The sequence below is a fragment of the Terrimonas pollutisoli genome (assembly GCF_029360765.1).
Classification (GTDB): domain Bacteria; phylum Bacteroidota; class Bacteroidia; order Chitinophagales; family Chitinophagaceae; genus Terrimonas_B; species Terrimonas_B pollutisoli.
Map to the genome: position 1 here is coordinate 18236 of NZ_JARKNA010000016.1, position 14949 is coordinate 33184.

A 14949-nucleotide genomic window follows, 5' to 3' on the forward strand; every position below is an offset into this window, starting at 1 on the left:
TTCAAAAAACAAATCCCGCTGTTGGCGGGATTTGCAAAACATCATTTCATTACATTATTCAAGTACCTTCTCAATAATCTTATTCGTCTGTTTATTTTTCAGGATTAATTTTTTGGCGCCATAGTGTGTCACTTCTTCTTTGATCAAATAGTGATCGGCGTCGTAGTCGGTTAAATGACTGTCTTTGCTTACACCCACTTTACCTCTCCAGATATCCAGTTGCACCGGCTCCCACAATTTTGTTTTTGCAGATTTATAAGCGGCGTCCAGTACAGCATTCACCACATAGCCATCATAAAAAGTTTCTTTTGGCGCTTTACCTTTTTCCAGCGCATTGAACATATCAGTAAACATATGGTTATATCCCAACTCGTTTAGCTCATCGCCAACCGGGAACAACCAGCCTCTGTCACTTTCTGCTTTTTCGGCTACGTAATCAGCACCCTTACCGGTCGAAAACATTTCGAAGCCGGTTCGTAAAAAATTATTCATCCAGATGGTTCCTTCGGTACCCATCACTTCATCCCGCAGATCGAGGCCACCGCGAAAGGTCCAGCTTACTTCAAACTGGCCGATGGCGCCGTTTTCATATTTCACCAATCCTATTGCATGATCTTCGGCATCGATAGGTTTTACCTGTGTATCGGCCCAGCACATTACTTCGACGGGCTTTATGTCCTTGCCAATAAAGCTTCGGGTAATCTCTATGCAATGACAACCCAGGTCTAAAATGCAACCGCCACCGGCCTGCTCTATGTCCCAAAACCAATCGCTGTGTGGCCCGGGATGTGTTTCCCTTGATTTTGCCCAAAGTATGCGACCAATAGCACCTGCCTTTACACTTTCAATAGCCTTTAAAAATTTAGGTGTATAAACAAGGTCCTCCAAATAACCATTGAATATGCCGGCGGCTTCAACAGCCTCCAGCATTCGCTTCGCCTCCGCCGCATTTCTGCCAAGCGGTTTGGTTGTGATCACTGCTTTTTTGTGTTTACAGCATAATAATACTGCAGCCTCGTGCAAATTATTGGGGAGTGAAATACAAACCACATCTACATTGGGATGTGCAATCGCTTCTTCCATGGATGTGGTCCAATGTTCGCAGTGGTAGTCCGCGGCGAATTTTTTAGCACTCTCTTCCCTGCGTGAATAAATGCTGACAATCTTATCCTTGCTTCGTTGACCCTGTAATGATTCAGCATAAAACCGGCCGATAAAACCCGACCCAAGCATAGCGATACGTTGCATAGTGATGTTTATAGTTTACTGTTTTTTGGTTTATTGTTTTTCACTTTTCACCTCTCACTTTTCACTTTGTATTCACTTCTTTTTCCCAGCCTGTTTCTTTCAATGCGGGGTCTTTTTCTTTTTGCAAAAAATCACCTGCTTCTGAGGCGCCTTTTGCAGCGGCTTCCATCAACGCACTGTCAGCAACAATATTGACCGGTTCCTTCCATGATGTGGAATCATCATTGTAAGCGGGATTGGATAAGGAGTTATAACAAGAGATGATCGACCAGCGTGGTTTATCAGATGTGTTGGCTTCGGACCGGTGCAACAAATTGCTATGAAAGAACAAGGCATCGCCGGGTTGAATTTCAACATATACATGGTCCATTGTTTTCAAGGCATGGTTTACCATCGTCATATCGGCGCCAACCTGCTCGCCGGCAAAGCCATGGTTGACACGACCGAGTTTATGCGAACCTTTGATCACCTGCAGGCATCCATTGGCCTTATTGGCTTCAGTTAAAGCAATCATCACACTCACAAGCTGATCTGGAAAAAGAAACTGGTTTTTGTACCAATAACCATAATCCTGGTGCCACTCCCAGGCGCCGCCTACTTTGGGTTGCTTTTGCATCAGTTTGGTATGAAAATGACAGACCGGTGAATCGCTGTCAAGCAATTTGGCAACAGAATTCACCATCCGGTTGCTGCGCAATAAAAGGCTGTATACATCGTCACCCGGTTTAAACCACAGTGTTAATTTTGTTTTTTTACCAGACTGATCGTTGAGGTCAACCGCATGCTGATTAATAACGGTGTCTTCAACAGCAATGCTGTAAAGCTTGTCGATTTCTTCTTTACTGAAAAAGTCAGGAACAATGACATAACCATCTTTGTGAAAGGCCCGGACTTCCTGGTCAGAAATTAATCGTGCCATAATCAGAGGATTTAAAAGTGAAAATTTTTTTTAGACTACTCGTTGTTTGATTTAAGTTTAGCAAGTTCGGCTTGTAAACTCTCATACAATTGCTCTTTGTTTAATTCTCTTTTGGATGCCAGTTTGGTTTTTATTGAATCCGTAACATTGATAATTACAGCCGGCGTCAGTTCATAATTTTCTGCAAGTGAATTCAGCTTCGTTTCATTGTTGAGCAAACTATTATCTCCGAGGGCCATTTCCCAAATTCTTTTCCGCTCCTCTTTGGTTGGCGGAGGAAAATGGATGATCGATTGAAAACGGCGGGTAAAGGCCTCATCAATATTTGATTTCATATTGCTTGCCATAATGACCAGGCCATTATAATTTTCGATGCGTTGCAACAAATAGTTAACGTCCAGGTTTGCATACCTGTCATGTGAATCTTTAACCTCGCTCCGTTTACCAAACAATGCATCCGCCTCATCGAAAAATAATATCCAGCCTTTTTGTTCTGCAGTATCAAAAAGCCGGGCAAGATTTTTTTCTGTTTCCCCAATGTATTTTGAAACCGTTGCAGCAAGATCAACACGGCAGATATCAGTTGAAATTTCTTTTGCTAAAATGGATGCGGCCGTGCTTTTGCCAGTACCGCCCGGGCCGTAGAATAAAACGCGGTAGCCGTCTTTCAACTTGTTTTTTTGATTTACCAAACCTGCATGCTGCGCCAGCCAACTTCTGAGTTGGTCTATTTGTTGTAACGTAGAAGAGTTTAAAACAATATCTGCCCAGTGTTTTTGGGTGGTCATATGATGGAGGGGAAGTTCCATATTTTTGCAAGTTACAGTTTCTCTTATCCCCCTGTAAAATAAAATTTAGTTATGGAATATAAGCAATTGGGCAAGTCTGAACTTCGGATTTCAACGATCGGCCTCGGCTGCATGTCCTTGTCTCCCTTAAAAGAACAGGAAGCCAAAGCAATAATTGACCAGGCAATAGAACAGGGTATTAATTATTTTGACACGGCTGATTTATATGACAAGGGAAAAAACGAAGAATTGTTGGGCAAAGCATTGAAGGGAAAAAGAGACAAAGTGATTATTGCAACCAAGGCCGGCAATCAATGGAAAGAAGATGGAAGCGGTTGGGAGTGGAATCCCCGCAAAGAATATATTGTAAAAGCTGTAGAGTCAAGCCTGCAAAGATTGCAGACTGATCAGATTGATCTGTACCAATTGCATGGTGGCACTATCGACGATCCCATCGATGAAACGATTGAGGCATTTGAACTTTTAAAGAAACAAGGAAAGATCCGGTATTATGGAATCTCCTCTATCAGGCCTAATGTAATCCGTGAATATGTAAAGCGTTCTTCGATTGTAAGTGTAATGATGCAATATAGCCTGGCCGACAGAAGACCGGAGGAAACTATTTTCGGCTTATTACAGGAAAATAATATTGGCGTATTGGCGAGAGGTTCACTTGCACAGGGCCTGCTGATCAATAAACCTGCGAAAGAATATTTAGGTCATACCCCTGGGGCGATCATAGCGGCGGCTCAATTAATGCAGGGAATTACTGTGACTAATCAAACTGCTGCGCAAACTGCTTTATTATATGTATTGCAACAACCAGCTATAACGGCCTCGGTGATAGGGATAAGTAAAATGGAACAATTGAAAGAGATTGCTGCAACAACCAATAAAGAGAAACTTACTGAAGAAGCTATGGCAATGTTGCAGGAAGCGCTACCTGCGAAATATTATGAACAACATCGCTAAAAAAATAAAGCTCCAAACTTTAAGCCGGAGCTGATTATAATTAAGTGGAAAAAATACCACAGTGCGACAAGAGTGAACCGCTGAATAACTTAAACTTCCCTGTCTCTTACTACGGTAGTTTTTTCCGTTGTGCTGGACGTATTGCCACGCATCAGGGCAAAAAGAATTAAAATAAATATTGCCCCGCCCAGAACCCATACCCATGGTTGTGTGTACCATGTTGTAGTAGTGGTAGTTGTCGTAGTTGTTTTTGAAGTACTCGAGCTGGTACTATCCTGCGCCAATAAGGCGGTTTGAAAGAGGCAAAGCATTATTATACCCAGGAAGCGTTTTAAATTAAACAAGATCGCTGATTGTTTCATGTGTCATGTTTTTAGATGAAGATAATTATACATTATATGATCTAAAAACTATGCCATGACATTTGGAAGAATTTGACAATAAACTTTACTCTTTTAAAAAGATTTACCATGAGTTTGACGCACGAGGTATAATGCGAGCTTAGGAATTTTTTTTCCCAGGTATATGAGAAGATAAATAAGCCATTTGTTGTCAAACATTCTTTGAATTATACGCCCTGTTTTTAATCGTTTCGAAAAATTAGTTTGCCATAGCCGATTGTATTGTTTCTCCATTTTTTCACGGGAAATAGCTCCTTTCAGGAAAAGGTCGATCTGTTCTGCGGCCAGTTTGCTGGCATGGAGGGCCATGCTCATTCCATTGCCACATAGGGGTGTGATCATACCGGCGGCATCGCCGGCCAATAGTACATGTTCTTCTACCTGTGTTTTCCGGTCAAAACTTATCTGCGATATGGTAACCGGCTGATCAAACAGTTTATAGTGCTCAATAAAAATTTTTTTTAGATAGGGATTATGCGATAGGATTGTTTGCTCCATTACTTTAATGGACCCATTGCACCTGGCGAGGTTGCCAGCAGTGGTTAAATAACAAAGACAATATTTGTTTTCTTCTATCTTCACTATACCACAATATCCGTTGGGAAAATAGTGTAATGCAATCGTATCCGGTGAAAAATCAACCTGCACATGATACTTCACTCCAATATAATTATTGAGTTTACTTTTTTTCTTTGAAATAAAAGGTCGCTTCCAACGAATGTCCAGGTTGCTTCTTTTACCAAAGCTGCCACAAACAACAGGAGCCGTATAAGCTTTTCCTTGTGCTTCAACAGTAAAGGAAGAAGAGTTAAAATGAATCCCGGTTACTTTCGTATTTTCTTCAACTAAAGCACCATTGCTTCTTGCAATTTCTGCCAGTGCATAATCAAGCACAAAACGACTGATGCCAAAGCCGCCCAGCGGCAATTGCTGATCCAGCGTTTTTCCATTGGTCAGAGAGATCTGCAGCCGGGAAATGTGTGATATATTCATCTCATCCAAAGGAAGTCCTAACCCAATAAGAAAATCCCATGACTCAAGGCTGATATATTCGCCACACACTTTGTGGAAAGGATATTGTTCTTTTTCAAGAATAATGACCTTATAACCCCTTTTTGCCAGTTGGATAGATATTGCCAAACCCGCTAAACCACCGCCAACTATGACGGCGTCGTATTCGTTTTGGACATAAGTGTGAGCCGGAGCTTCTGCGGGTAAAGTGTTTTTGGCGCTAGCCATTGGACTCGTTTTTATAACTGACTAAGTAGCGAAAAGCCCATCGCCATTTAATAGCAGGCTTGCCTGGTTTGGCCGCTTCAAACAACCTGGCCCAGTCGCTTGCGGTGAAGCTCCGGGCAACAGACAAGCAGGCGTCATTTTTTACAAGATAGGATTTGCTGAAAAATTTTGTGATGTATTTGATCAGGTAATAAGCGAGCCAATGCCGGTGAAGATCGTTGATGAAAAAGCCGTCAAGCGAATTTTGCCGAAGCCATCTTAACATAAAAACCAATTGCTCGTCTGTAAAGTGATGACAAAAAAGGGACGAAAAAATAATAGACGGCTTGATATTGCCGAAACTTACAGTTGCATAGTCGCTACAGATCCATTTGCAGTTTAATTGAGGGTATTGCTTTTTTGCAAAGTCAATGCAGTCGGGATTCATGTCAATGCCGATAAAAGATGAAGCGATATTATTTTTCCGGCAATATTTATCGATGGCAACCAGATTGTCGCCACCACCACATCCGATCTCGCATATAATTATTGGCCCATTGCCTTTTTTTAATTGTTTAACGCCGCTAATGGTGATCGCATGACCGCCGAGCCAGGTGTTGATGATATTTAATTCCTTTAAAGTTTGTGTGATAGCTGCAAACGGAATGTTGCTGTCATCCATTAGCTCTTTCTGGTAGCTGCGTTGTTGTAGATTGATCATGCAGATAAAATAAACGTTTCCATGCTAATGCCCGGTCCAAAGGCTGCACCAAAGATCTTATCGGTATTGGAATAGCTCGGTTCATTCATGATCTTCTCCAATACAAATAAAATCGTCGGCGACGACATATTACCATACTGCTGTAACACTTCATACGACTTATCCAATTGCCCATCTTGCAGACCCAAGCTGCCATGCACGGCTTCCAAAATTTTTTTACCACCCGGATGAACGCACCAGTGAGTGATATCTTCTTTTGTTAACCCGGCAGGTTGGAGGGCACTCATCACCAGTTCGCTAAAATCTTTTTCGATCAAAGCCGGGACATACCCGCTAAGCGTCATTAAAAATCCTTTTGAAGATAACTTCCAGGCCATATCATCTTTGCCACTTATATCGACTGTTGAGTAGAAATGCTCAATCAGGGGTCCCGGTTGTTTTTTATTTCCCGTGACTAAAATTGCAGCTGCACCATCGGCAAACAGCATACTGCTGGTAATATTGTCAATGGTATGTTCTTTTTGAAAATGCAGGGTGCAGAGTTCGGTGCACACAATTAACACGTTGGCATTTTTATCAGTCCGGCAAAAGGCATCTGCCATTCGCAGGGCCTGAATTGCCGCATAGCAACCCATAAAATTTACCGAGGTGTGAAATGTAGTGGAAGGCAATTGCAATAATTCTAATAATTCAAGGTCAAGCCCGGGTGCACTCATTCCTGTGCAGCTAACAGTAATTAGATGAGTGATATTAGCATTGGAGTTTCGTAAACATTTTTCAATCGCCGTTAAAGAGAGCGGAGCCGCATATTGCTGGTACCAGGTAAGTCTTTTTTCGAGGCTGGGAAAGGGCTCCAAATTTTCTGAAGGAGGATAAAACTGCCAGTCCGATGCTGGTAAACTATAATCGGGTATGACGGAATAGCGGGTATCAATACCACCTTGCCGGTAAAGAAATTTCAGTTTACGCTTATCCTCTTCATTTAAAGCATATACTCTTTGCATAAAATCAAGAATATCTTCTTGCCCGTGCCGGTATTCAGGTACTGATGTCGCTATCGAAACAATCTTACTCAAATTGATTTGCAATTAATAAAATGATAAAAGCCAAATTGGTGCATATAGCAGCCAGCCAGTTCATCTTCATCGTATTTTTAAAATTGGCCGCACGGTTATCTTTTTTAACCGCTACAAACCATTTGATGAAATAAACGACGATTGGAACGAAAAAGATGCTTACTAGCAAAAACTCATTCCCCTGGTTGGTGGTTATAAAGAATTGTGCCATGAATAACCATGAAAAAAAATAAACAACAGCACAAAAGATAAAAGTGCCATTGTAACCAAGTTTATAACTAATGGTAATGACGCCGTCTTCAAAATCCTGCTGATGCTGATAGATCTGGGTGAGGGGATAAAAACCACCAATCAATAAGGCGCAAATAAGCATGCCCTGCCAGGGAACAAAAAATTCCGGTATCTGCTGGCTGCCGTAGTATACCAGCCAAAATGTGAATGCTCCCTGGAAAACAATGACTGTCAGGTAGCCAATGACCGGATATTTTTTTAGACGGATACCCCGGTAACTATACGCCTTCGAAGCGCCGATATAAAGTGGCATCAGGAAGCCAAACAGCGGAGTTATTAAAAAGCCCAGCAAGATAGCTGCGAGGTCTAAAACGATTGTGGTGAAATATAGTTGTTTTGATGGTGAAGGTGGTTTTTCCAAACCGCCAATGCTACCGGTGTCTCTGTCCATATAACTGTTATAGCCGTTGCTGGCCGGGTAGACCATGAAATGAAGAATAATAAAAATTAAGATAGCCCTGGTCCAATCAACAGTTGGTACCTGTGATATAGCAAAAAAATAAATAGGGGATAAAAAAATGGAAAAAGGAAGCCGCAGCAATTTTATTGTGGAAGCTGAAAGCATAGACCCCGTTTGTTTATTTCTAAGTTAGTATTAGTTCCCGAATAAAAAGGACGGATAGGACTGGTGAATTTTTTCCCTTATTGAGCATCTATTGCGGTCAGATTTGACAATATCACCCAGCCGTATACCGTCCACGATAATGAAAACTGTTTTATTTGTTTTCGGTTGTGCGAATAACGAAACGGAAACAAGTAGCAAACAGCAGGGTAAAATACAGCGAAGCATAATTTGTTTTTAGGGAAAGTAGTAAGATATTGACCTAACAAATTGTTAACTCATCTCCTGAATATTCAACAAAAGATAACTTTACGATAAAATCGAAAGAGTCATTTCCTATGAAACTGTTTTTATTGAGCTGTTTATTTTTCCTGGCTTCCCCGGAGATAAATAATAAAGAAGCCACTGATCAGGCCGGAACCGTCATAAAAATTGTGGATGGCGATACATTTGATCTGCTGACAGCAGATCAGGCAACATTGAGGGTGAGAATGTATGGAATCGACTGTCCTGAAAAGAAACAGGATTTTTATCAGTCTGCAAAAAATGCCTTGGCCGCTTATATTTTTAAAAAGAACGTTCAATTAAAAATAACCGGGCATGATCGTAACAGGCGAACAATTGCAATGGTTTATTGCAACGGTCAAAATATTAACCTGGCGATGATTAAAAATGGGTTTGCCTGGCATTTTTCAAAATACTCCTCCGATATCAATTTTGCACAGGCAGAAAGCCAGGCAAGAAAAGCTAAAGCAGGACTTTGGAAAAAGCCGGGCCCCATCGCTCCCTGGGAGTTTAGAAAACAGCGACAACAGGTTAGTCAAAACCTATTCAGCGATCCTTGGATGTGACCACGATCCTCTTAGCCGTATTCCTAATTCAAGCCCGATATACCAGGATTTTTTTCGATCGGCAAAAGGGGTATAATTAGTTCCATTGACCGGCAACTGGTATGTTTGATGCGGATAGCCAGATAAATCTTTACGATAGACGGCTGCCACCCGTAATGATTTGGATTCGTAAAAATAAAGTTCACCAACAGCACGATGGATAATATTTGAACCACCTCCCGAAACTGACTGCTTGTAAATAGACGTCGTGGCTTTTTCCCACAGATTGTATTTGTGATCAAATACTAATCCCGGTGAATAACCTGCGCCAAGAGAAATCGAAAAGTTGGAAGCATTGATGATCCGTCTTTCAAATACAATGGGCATTTCCGCATATTTATACGAGGTGATAAAAATGCTTACTTCGCCGCCGGGGGAAACCCAAAAATTCTGATTTGTTTTTTCATAGAAGCTTCCGAAACGGGGTTTCAAGGTAAGCCTGTTAGCGCCTTTTTTGTCGATGTTAAAATGAAATGATAGTCCTGCGTGGAAAGCACGGGTGCTAAAATAATTGTCCTTGGCCGGATTGTTATCCATCAACGGGTCAGCTAGCAAACTAACATTGATGCCATAATCAATGAAATGATTTTTCTTTTGTTTTTTTATGGTATCTGCAAGGGTTGGGTCGGCAATTGTTTCGACAGGCTGTTTAAGTTTTGCTTCTGCATCCAGTAATGCTTTTTCAGCTGCTGCTATTCTTGCTTTTTCTTCCAGCACACAGCGATTATCTTCTTTACCCCATTCCACCATACTAAAATAACGGCAATCATTTTTTCCGAGAATGTAGAGAGCATTGGCAATATCCTGCATATTAATTGCCCGCACTACTGTTTTGCCCAGGGTAGATTCGGTTAATATACCCGCCATAAACCCATCGCTGTTTATCAAAGGCATACCTTTAGCAACACCGGCATCGCGGGGAACCTTTAGGGTTATAACTCCGGTTTTTCCCTGTTTTATTACTGCAATCTTTGTGTCGTGTACCGACCAGATTTTATCGCTCAACCATTTATCCCGGAAAGTGGAGAGTTTGCCTTTTTTATAGGTCAGTGAATGATAATAATTCCTTTGCCATTGACTTGTTGCAGGTCTCGCAGATTCATAAAGCACCAACGCAAATGCACCGATACGTACTTCACTCAATTTGACGGCTTTTGTTCTGTAAGTGCCATTATAAAATTTTACTTTCTTGATAACCGGTGCGATCCTTTCGGCATAGTCTTGTTTTTCAGTAATGACACGACGTACGGCGATAAAATAAATATTGGATGAATCCTCACCTGTTATGATGCCGTAGTCGCTTAAGCCGATTTCAACAATGTTGTTTAAATAACTACGGGTGTAGGCCGGGTTGGATTGTGCCATCGCTTTGGTCAAAAACAGGAGACCAAAAAATGTGGTGATAATAAAGTGGCGTAAGGATAGATTACGACCTTGGGCGCCGCCGATAAAGGCCAGCAGGGTGGAAGGAATTTTCATCGCTTTGGTTTTTCATATTAGGATTGTAGCTTATGTATTAACTCCGTTTTTGTCAAATTATTGTCCACATTGCTTTTCGGCGGATATTTTTGAAAAGGAAAAAATTAAATATGCTTTGCTTTGCCAACGCCCTGAATGGACAAAAGACAGAAATACGAATAATCAGGCTTTTGCAGCCGGCTTTTGTTTGGGTTTGACAGGTACCGGTGCATTATCCTTCCACTCCCATAGGTGTTTGCAGGCAAAAGTCCGGTAGGGAGACCATTTTTGGGAGATGCGGAGCAGATCTTCCTTGAATTTCTTTTTATCCTCACGGTCAAGTTTATATAGCTTGATCATCGCATTTTGAATGCCAAGGTCATCGATAGCAAATACGTCTTCACGGCCAAGGGCAAACATCAGCAGCATTTCAACGGTCCATCGTCCTACGCCTTTTATTTGGGTGAGGTAAACAATTACTTCCTCGTTATCCATTTTATGCAGTTTCTTATGATCCATGCCAAAATCAATTTCAAACTGCGCCACGTTTTTTACATAACTCACTTTGGCGTTGGATAAGCCAATAGCCCGCAAGGTTTCGAAGGGAGTATCAAGTATTTGTTGCGGAGTAGGCTCTTTGCCAGCATATAAAGCGAGAAAGCGATTGTGAATGACCGTCGCTACCTTGGTAGATAATTGCTGGCTCATGATAGAGGCGCACAGATAAGTGCAGATATTTTTTCTTTTTCTCAACTCATAGGTTTTTCCGCTTTCGATCAGCTTCTTCAATTTCTTATCCCTGGAAAGATGTGCGACGTAGTGCATGACTTGTTTTTATTGATTGAGAGAATCGATTTTTTTGGGGAATAAATATAGAATTTTGTCGCATGCTGCGGCAACCAGTTATCACAAAAGACGGTTCTCATACCGTTTCAGTCCCGGAAATGAATGTCACTTATCATTCCCTGCATGGCGCTATACAGGAATCCCTGCATGTATTTATTGAAGCCGGGCTCAAATCCTGGTTATTAAATTCTAATCACGGTGACATTCACATTTTCGAAATGGGCTTTGGCACGGGACTCAATGCGTTGCTGACATATATTGAAGCAGAAAAGCTGAATATGCATGTCAATTATACGGCTGTTGAATTGTTTCCTTTGCAACACGAGGAAATAGCTGCGTTGAATTATTGTGATCAGTTAAAAAGGCCGGACTTGCCTGCCATTTTTGAACGTTTACACAATTGTGAATGGAATCAGGAAGTCGATATTTCTTCTTTTTTCAAATTGCAAAAAGTAAAAACCAACCTGGCCAACTTTTCATCCAGCCAACGGTTCAACGTTATTTACTTTGACGCATTTGCGCCAACTGCGCAGCCAGAACTTTGGACAAAGGAAATATTTCAAAAACTTATTTCTATGCTGTATCCAGGGGGATTGCTGACTACCTACTGCAGTAAAGGGGAAGTTCGCCGGGCTATGCAGGCTGCAGGGTTTATGGTTGAAAAAATTCCCGGACCTCCCGGCAAAAGAGAAATGGTGAGGGCAAAAAAGAACCACGATTAAATTGATTTAGATGGATTAGGAGGAGTTTAATAATTACCTCAAAATCCCTTTCAATCCTACAAATCGTGGTTCTGTTAATCTATACTCCAGCTCATTTCACCACCCTTCTCATCTTTCAATGAAATGCCTAATTGGGCCAGTTGATTTCTTATCTTATCGGATGTAACGAAATCTTTTTTTCCTTTTGCTTCTTTGCGAATATCGATGAGTAATTGCATCAGCCCCTGCAGTTTTTTATTATCTGCTTCGGCAATGCTTTTTAACCCAAGAATGTCTTCGATATAAATTTTGAATTGTTGCTGTAATAGTTCGAACGTCTTTTTTGACAGGGAATCAACAGGAATGATTTTATCCTTCATCGAGTTGATCACCGGTACGAGTTCAAACATGTTAGCCAAAACACGGGCCGTGCTGAAGTCGTCATTCATGAAATCGTCAAACTCACCTATAAGCTTGACCACACGGGCATCGAGTTCGGGATCACTGCCTGTATCTTTTAGTTCGTATCCGGCATCTCTCAATTTTCCTAAATTTTCATACGCTTCCCAGAGTCTCTTTAATCCCTTTTCGGCTGCCTGCAACGCGTCGTTGCTAAAATCCAATGTACTCCGGTAATGCGTTTGCAGGATAAAAAATCGTATTACCATTGGATGGTAAGCTTTTTCCAGTATTGGGTGGCTACCACTAAACATCTCTGTTAGCATGATCTGGTTATTATAACTCTTGCCCATCTTCTTACCGTTGATGGTGATCATATTGTTATGTATCCAATAGCGAACAGGCGCCTGGTGATTGCAAATGGTACTTTGGGCAATTTCACTTTCATGATGCGGGAATAAAAGGTCCATACCGCCGCCATGAATGTCAAACTGTGATCCCAGGTATTTTGTGGCCATCGCGGAGCATTCGATATGCCAGCCCGGGAAGCCCACACCCCAGGGACTTTGCCAACGCATAATATGCTCAGGTGCGGCATTTTTCCATAGGGCAAAATCAGCTTTATCCCTTTTTTCTTCCTGGCCTTCCAGGTCACGGGTGGTTTCTAAGAGATCGTCAATAACACGACCGCTTAACTTACCGTAGTCATGCGAAGCAGCATATTTTTTTACATCAAAATAAACAGAGCCATTCACTACATAACCATAACCGGCTTTGATGATCGTTTCGATCATGCCAATTTGTTCAACGATATGCCCGGTGGCTGTGGGCTCAATCGAAGGAGGCAATGTATTAAACTGCTGCATCGCCCAATGAAACAGGTTGGTGTATTTCTGCACCAGCTCCATTGGTTCCAGCTTCTCCAGCACGGCCTTTTTAGAAATTTTATCTTCTGCTTCTCTTCCTTCTTCCTCAAAGTGACCGGCATCTGTAATATTCCTGACGTATCGAACTTTATAACCTAAATATCCGAGGTAACGATTGATCACATCAAAAGTTATGTAGGGCCTGGCATGACCCAAATGACTTTCGCCACTTACTGTTGGTCCGCACACATACAATCCCACATGCCCCGGTGTGATGGGAGTAAAAACTTCTTTAGTTCTCGACAACGAATTATAGACTTTCAGTTCACTCATAAATTTTGACTTTCAACGCCTGTTTCTTGCAAAAAATTGATGCAAAAGTAATGGTAATTATCCTCCGATATTGAACCGGAGTTGCTAGCGGCCGATCGTTTTAAGCTCCATATCCGAAACCAGCATATAATGGTCTGAATAGTTTTTTACAATACGTTTAAATTGTGCAACCCGAAAACGCCGGTCGGCAAAAATATAATCAATCCTTAGCGTAGGCGAAATGGCTGAAAAAGTGCGGCCGATTCCAAATCCCTTTCTTAAGAAGGCGTCCTGCATATTACCCTTTATTTTAAAATAGGTATAAGAGTTCGGGATATCATTCAGATCGCCACAAAAGATGGTGGGATATGGGCTGTCGCCCAACACCTGGTTGATGATGTCGGTTTGTATTTTCCGGTTGATGACTCCAGTTTTTAGTTTTGAGAAAATTGTTTTTGACTTGGGGCTAATACCTTCTTCTCCCTCTTTGATGTTCTCAATGGTTTCATAATCGCTTTTTCTAAGTTGAACAGATTGCAGGTGCGTGGTATAAACGCGGATAATCCGATTTTTTAACCGAATATCGGCATACACCAAATTCTCAGGCATGGAGGGTCGCGGATAGCGGATCAAGCCACTATCAATAATCGGGAAGCGGGAAAAAATAGCATTACCGGTAAATTTTTTATCGCCATCAGCTTCATACGAATAACAGAAATAAGGATAGTGGAGACTGTCACGCATGAAGTCAATATTATGATACCAGTCTTCATCATACGAATGAAAAAACTCCTGCAGGCAAATGATGTCAGCATCTTGTTGCTTTATTTGCTCCAACATTTTTAACCTGGTTTGGCTACCCTTGTTATTATTTTTTCTCATTTCAATAAACCGGGCCACATTCCAGGTAGCTATGCGGATGGTTTGCAGTTTTTTTTCAGCCTTGAAGCTTCGTGGAAAATGAAAAGAAAAAAAAGCAGTTATATTTTTTAATCCCAACAGCAGCGCTATCCCGGAAATAAGGGCATATCTTTTTTTTATAAAAAGCCACCAAATCAAAAAGCCAACTACCGCCAGTAACAAAAAAGGAAATCCTATTCCCAAAAGAGAAACAAACCACCAATTTTGAGGATTGATATAAGGATTTAAACAGGCCAGTAAAAACAAGAAAACAATCCCGCAATTAAGCAAAATCAGGAATCGTTTGGAGTAAATCCGCAACTTGTTGGCCATTGTTGCAAATTACAAAAAAAGGGAGGGAAGATAAAGAGGTTCAAAGTT

The 14949-nt window shown here is 41.4% G+C and carries 15 protein-coding genes; 3 read left to right on the forward strand and 12 right to left on the reverse strand.

All coding sequences use genetic code 11. The annotated features are described in order from the left end of the window. Positions 1 to 54: 54 nt before the first annotated feature. From P2W73_RS20090 to P2W73_RS20100, 3 genes are all read right to left on the reverse strand, one after another. Positions 55 to 1248 carry a Gfo/Idh/MocA family protein gene (locus P2W73_RS20090; RefSeq protein ID WP_276503890.1) on the reverse strand — a complete coding sequence of 398 codons (1194 nt, stop codon included), beginning with the start codon at positions 1246 to 1248 and terminating at the stop codon, positions 55 to 57. Between the two features lie 61 nt (positions 1249 to 1309). Next, positions 1310 to 2167 carry a phytanoyl-CoA dioxygenase family protein gene (locus tag P2W73_RS20095; RefSeq protein WP_276503891.1) on the reverse strand — a complete coding sequence of 286 codons (858 nt, stop codon included), beginning with the start codon at positions 2165 to 2167 and terminating at the stop codon, positions 1310 to 1312. A gap of 35 nt (positions 2168 to 2202) precedes the next feature. After that, positions 2203 to 2976, reverse strand: a complete 774-nt coding sequence (locus P2W73_RS20100) for an ATP-binding protein (RefSeq protein WP_276503892.1) — start codon at positions 2974 to 2976, stop codon at positions 2203 to 2205. A gap of 51 nt (positions 2977 to 3027) precedes the next feature. Here P2W73_RS20100 and P2W73_RS20105 point away from each other — a divergent pair, with 51 nt between their 5' ends. Then, positions 3028 to 3927: an aldo/keto reductase gene (locus tag P2W73_RS20105; protein ID WP_276503893.1), complete on the forward strand. Its 900-nt coding sequence runs from the start codon at positions 3028 to 3030 to the stop codon at positions 3925 to 3927. An 89-nt stretch (positions 3928 to 4016) separates the two neighbouring features. Here P2W73_RS20105 and P2W73_RS20110 read toward each other — a convergent pair whose 3' ends face one another. From P2W73_RS20110 to P2W73_RS20130, 5 genes are all read right to left on the reverse strand, one after another. Further along, positions 4017 to 4289 carry a hypothetical protein gene (locus tag P2W73_RS20110; protein ID WP_276503894.1) on the reverse strand — a complete coding sequence of 91 codons (273 nt, stop codon included), beginning with the start codon at positions 4287 to 4289 and terminating at the stop codon, positions 4017 to 4019. A 93-nt stretch (positions 4290 to 4382) separates the two neighbouring features. Next, complete coding sequence (locus P2W73_RS20115; RefSeq protein WP_276503895.1) at positions 4383 to 5567, reverse strand: NAD(P)/FAD-dependent oxidoreductase; 1185 nt, start codon at positions 5565 to 5567, stop codon at positions 4383 to 4385. Further along, positions 5560 to 6267 (reverse strand): methyltransferase domain-containing protein, encoded by a 708-nt coding sequence (locus tag P2W73_RS20120; RefSeq protein ID WP_276503896.1) that lies wholly within the window; start codon positions 6265 to 6267, stop codon positions 5560 to 5562. Before P2W73_RS20120 ends, P2W73_RS20115 begins: the two co-directional genes overlap by 8 nt. Next, complete coding sequence (locus P2W73_RS20125) at positions 6264 to 7343, reverse strand: type III polyketide synthase (protein WP_276503897.1); 1080 nt, start codon at positions 7341 to 7343, stop codon at positions 6264 to 6266. The genes P2W73_RS20120 and P2W73_RS20125 overlap by 4 nt, the downstream gene beginning before the upstream one ends. Further along, positions 7336 to 8199, reverse strand: coding sequence for a UbiA family prenyltransferase (locus P2W73_RS20130; protein WP_276503898.1), 864 nt, complete (start codon positions 8197 to 8199; stop codon positions 7336 to 7338). Before P2W73_RS20130 ends, P2W73_RS20125 begins: the two co-directional genes overlap by 8 nt. 335 nt (positions 8200 to 8534) lie before the next feature. On the opposite strand from P2W73_RS20130, the gene P2W73_RS20135 reads away from it, so the two are divergent. Further along, complete coding sequence (locus P2W73_RS20135; RefSeq protein WP_276503899.1) at positions 8535 to 9047, forward strand: thermonuclease family protein; 513 nt, start codon at positions 8535 to 8537, stop codon at positions 9045 to 9047. On the opposite strand, the gene P2W73_RS20140 is transcribed toward P2W73_RS20135, so the two are convergent. Continuing rightward, the gene (locus P2W73_RS20140; RefSeq protein ID WP_276503900.1) at positions 9024 to 10565 is read right to left on the reverse strand and encodes a hypothetical protein; all 1542 of its coding nucleotides are present in this window, start codon (positions 10563 to 10565) and stop codon (positions 9024 to 9026) included. The genes P2W73_RS20135 and P2W73_RS20140 overlap by 24 nt on opposite strands. Before the next feature lie 162 nt (positions 10566 to 10727). Next, positions 10728 to 11369 (reverse strand): DNA-3-methyladenine glycosylase family protein, encoded by a 642-nt coding sequence (locus tag P2W73_RS20145; protein WP_276503901.1) that lies wholly within the window; start codon positions 11367 to 11369, stop codon positions 10728 to 10730. A gap of 62 nt (positions 11370 to 11431) precedes the next feature. Between P2W73_RS20145 and mnmC2 the strand changes: the two genes are divergently transcribed. Beyond that, complete coding sequence (mnmC2, locus tag P2W73_RS20150) at positions 11432 to 12112, forward strand: tRNA (5-methylaminomethyl-2-thiouridine)(34)-methyltransferase MnmC2 (protein WP_276503902.1); 681 nt, start codon at positions 11432 to 11434, stop codon at positions 12110 to 12112. A gap of 74 nt (positions 12113 to 12186) precedes the next feature. Here mnmC2 and cysS read toward each other — a convergent pair whose 3' ends face one another. Both cysS and P2W73_RS20160 read right to left on the reverse strand, forming a co-directional pair. Then, entirely contained in the window at positions 12187 to 13689 is a 1503-nt protein-coding gene (cysS, locus tag P2W73_RS20155; protein WP_276503903.1) for a cysteine--tRNA ligase, read from the reverse strand. 84 nt (positions 13690 to 13773) lie between these two features. Further along, complete coding sequence (locus P2W73_RS20160) at positions 13774 to 14901, reverse strand: endonuclease/exonuclease/phosphatase family protein (protein ID WP_276503904.1); 1128 nt, start codon at positions 14899 to 14901, stop codon at positions 13774 to 13776. Positions 14902 to 14949: the final 48 nt, after the last annotated feature.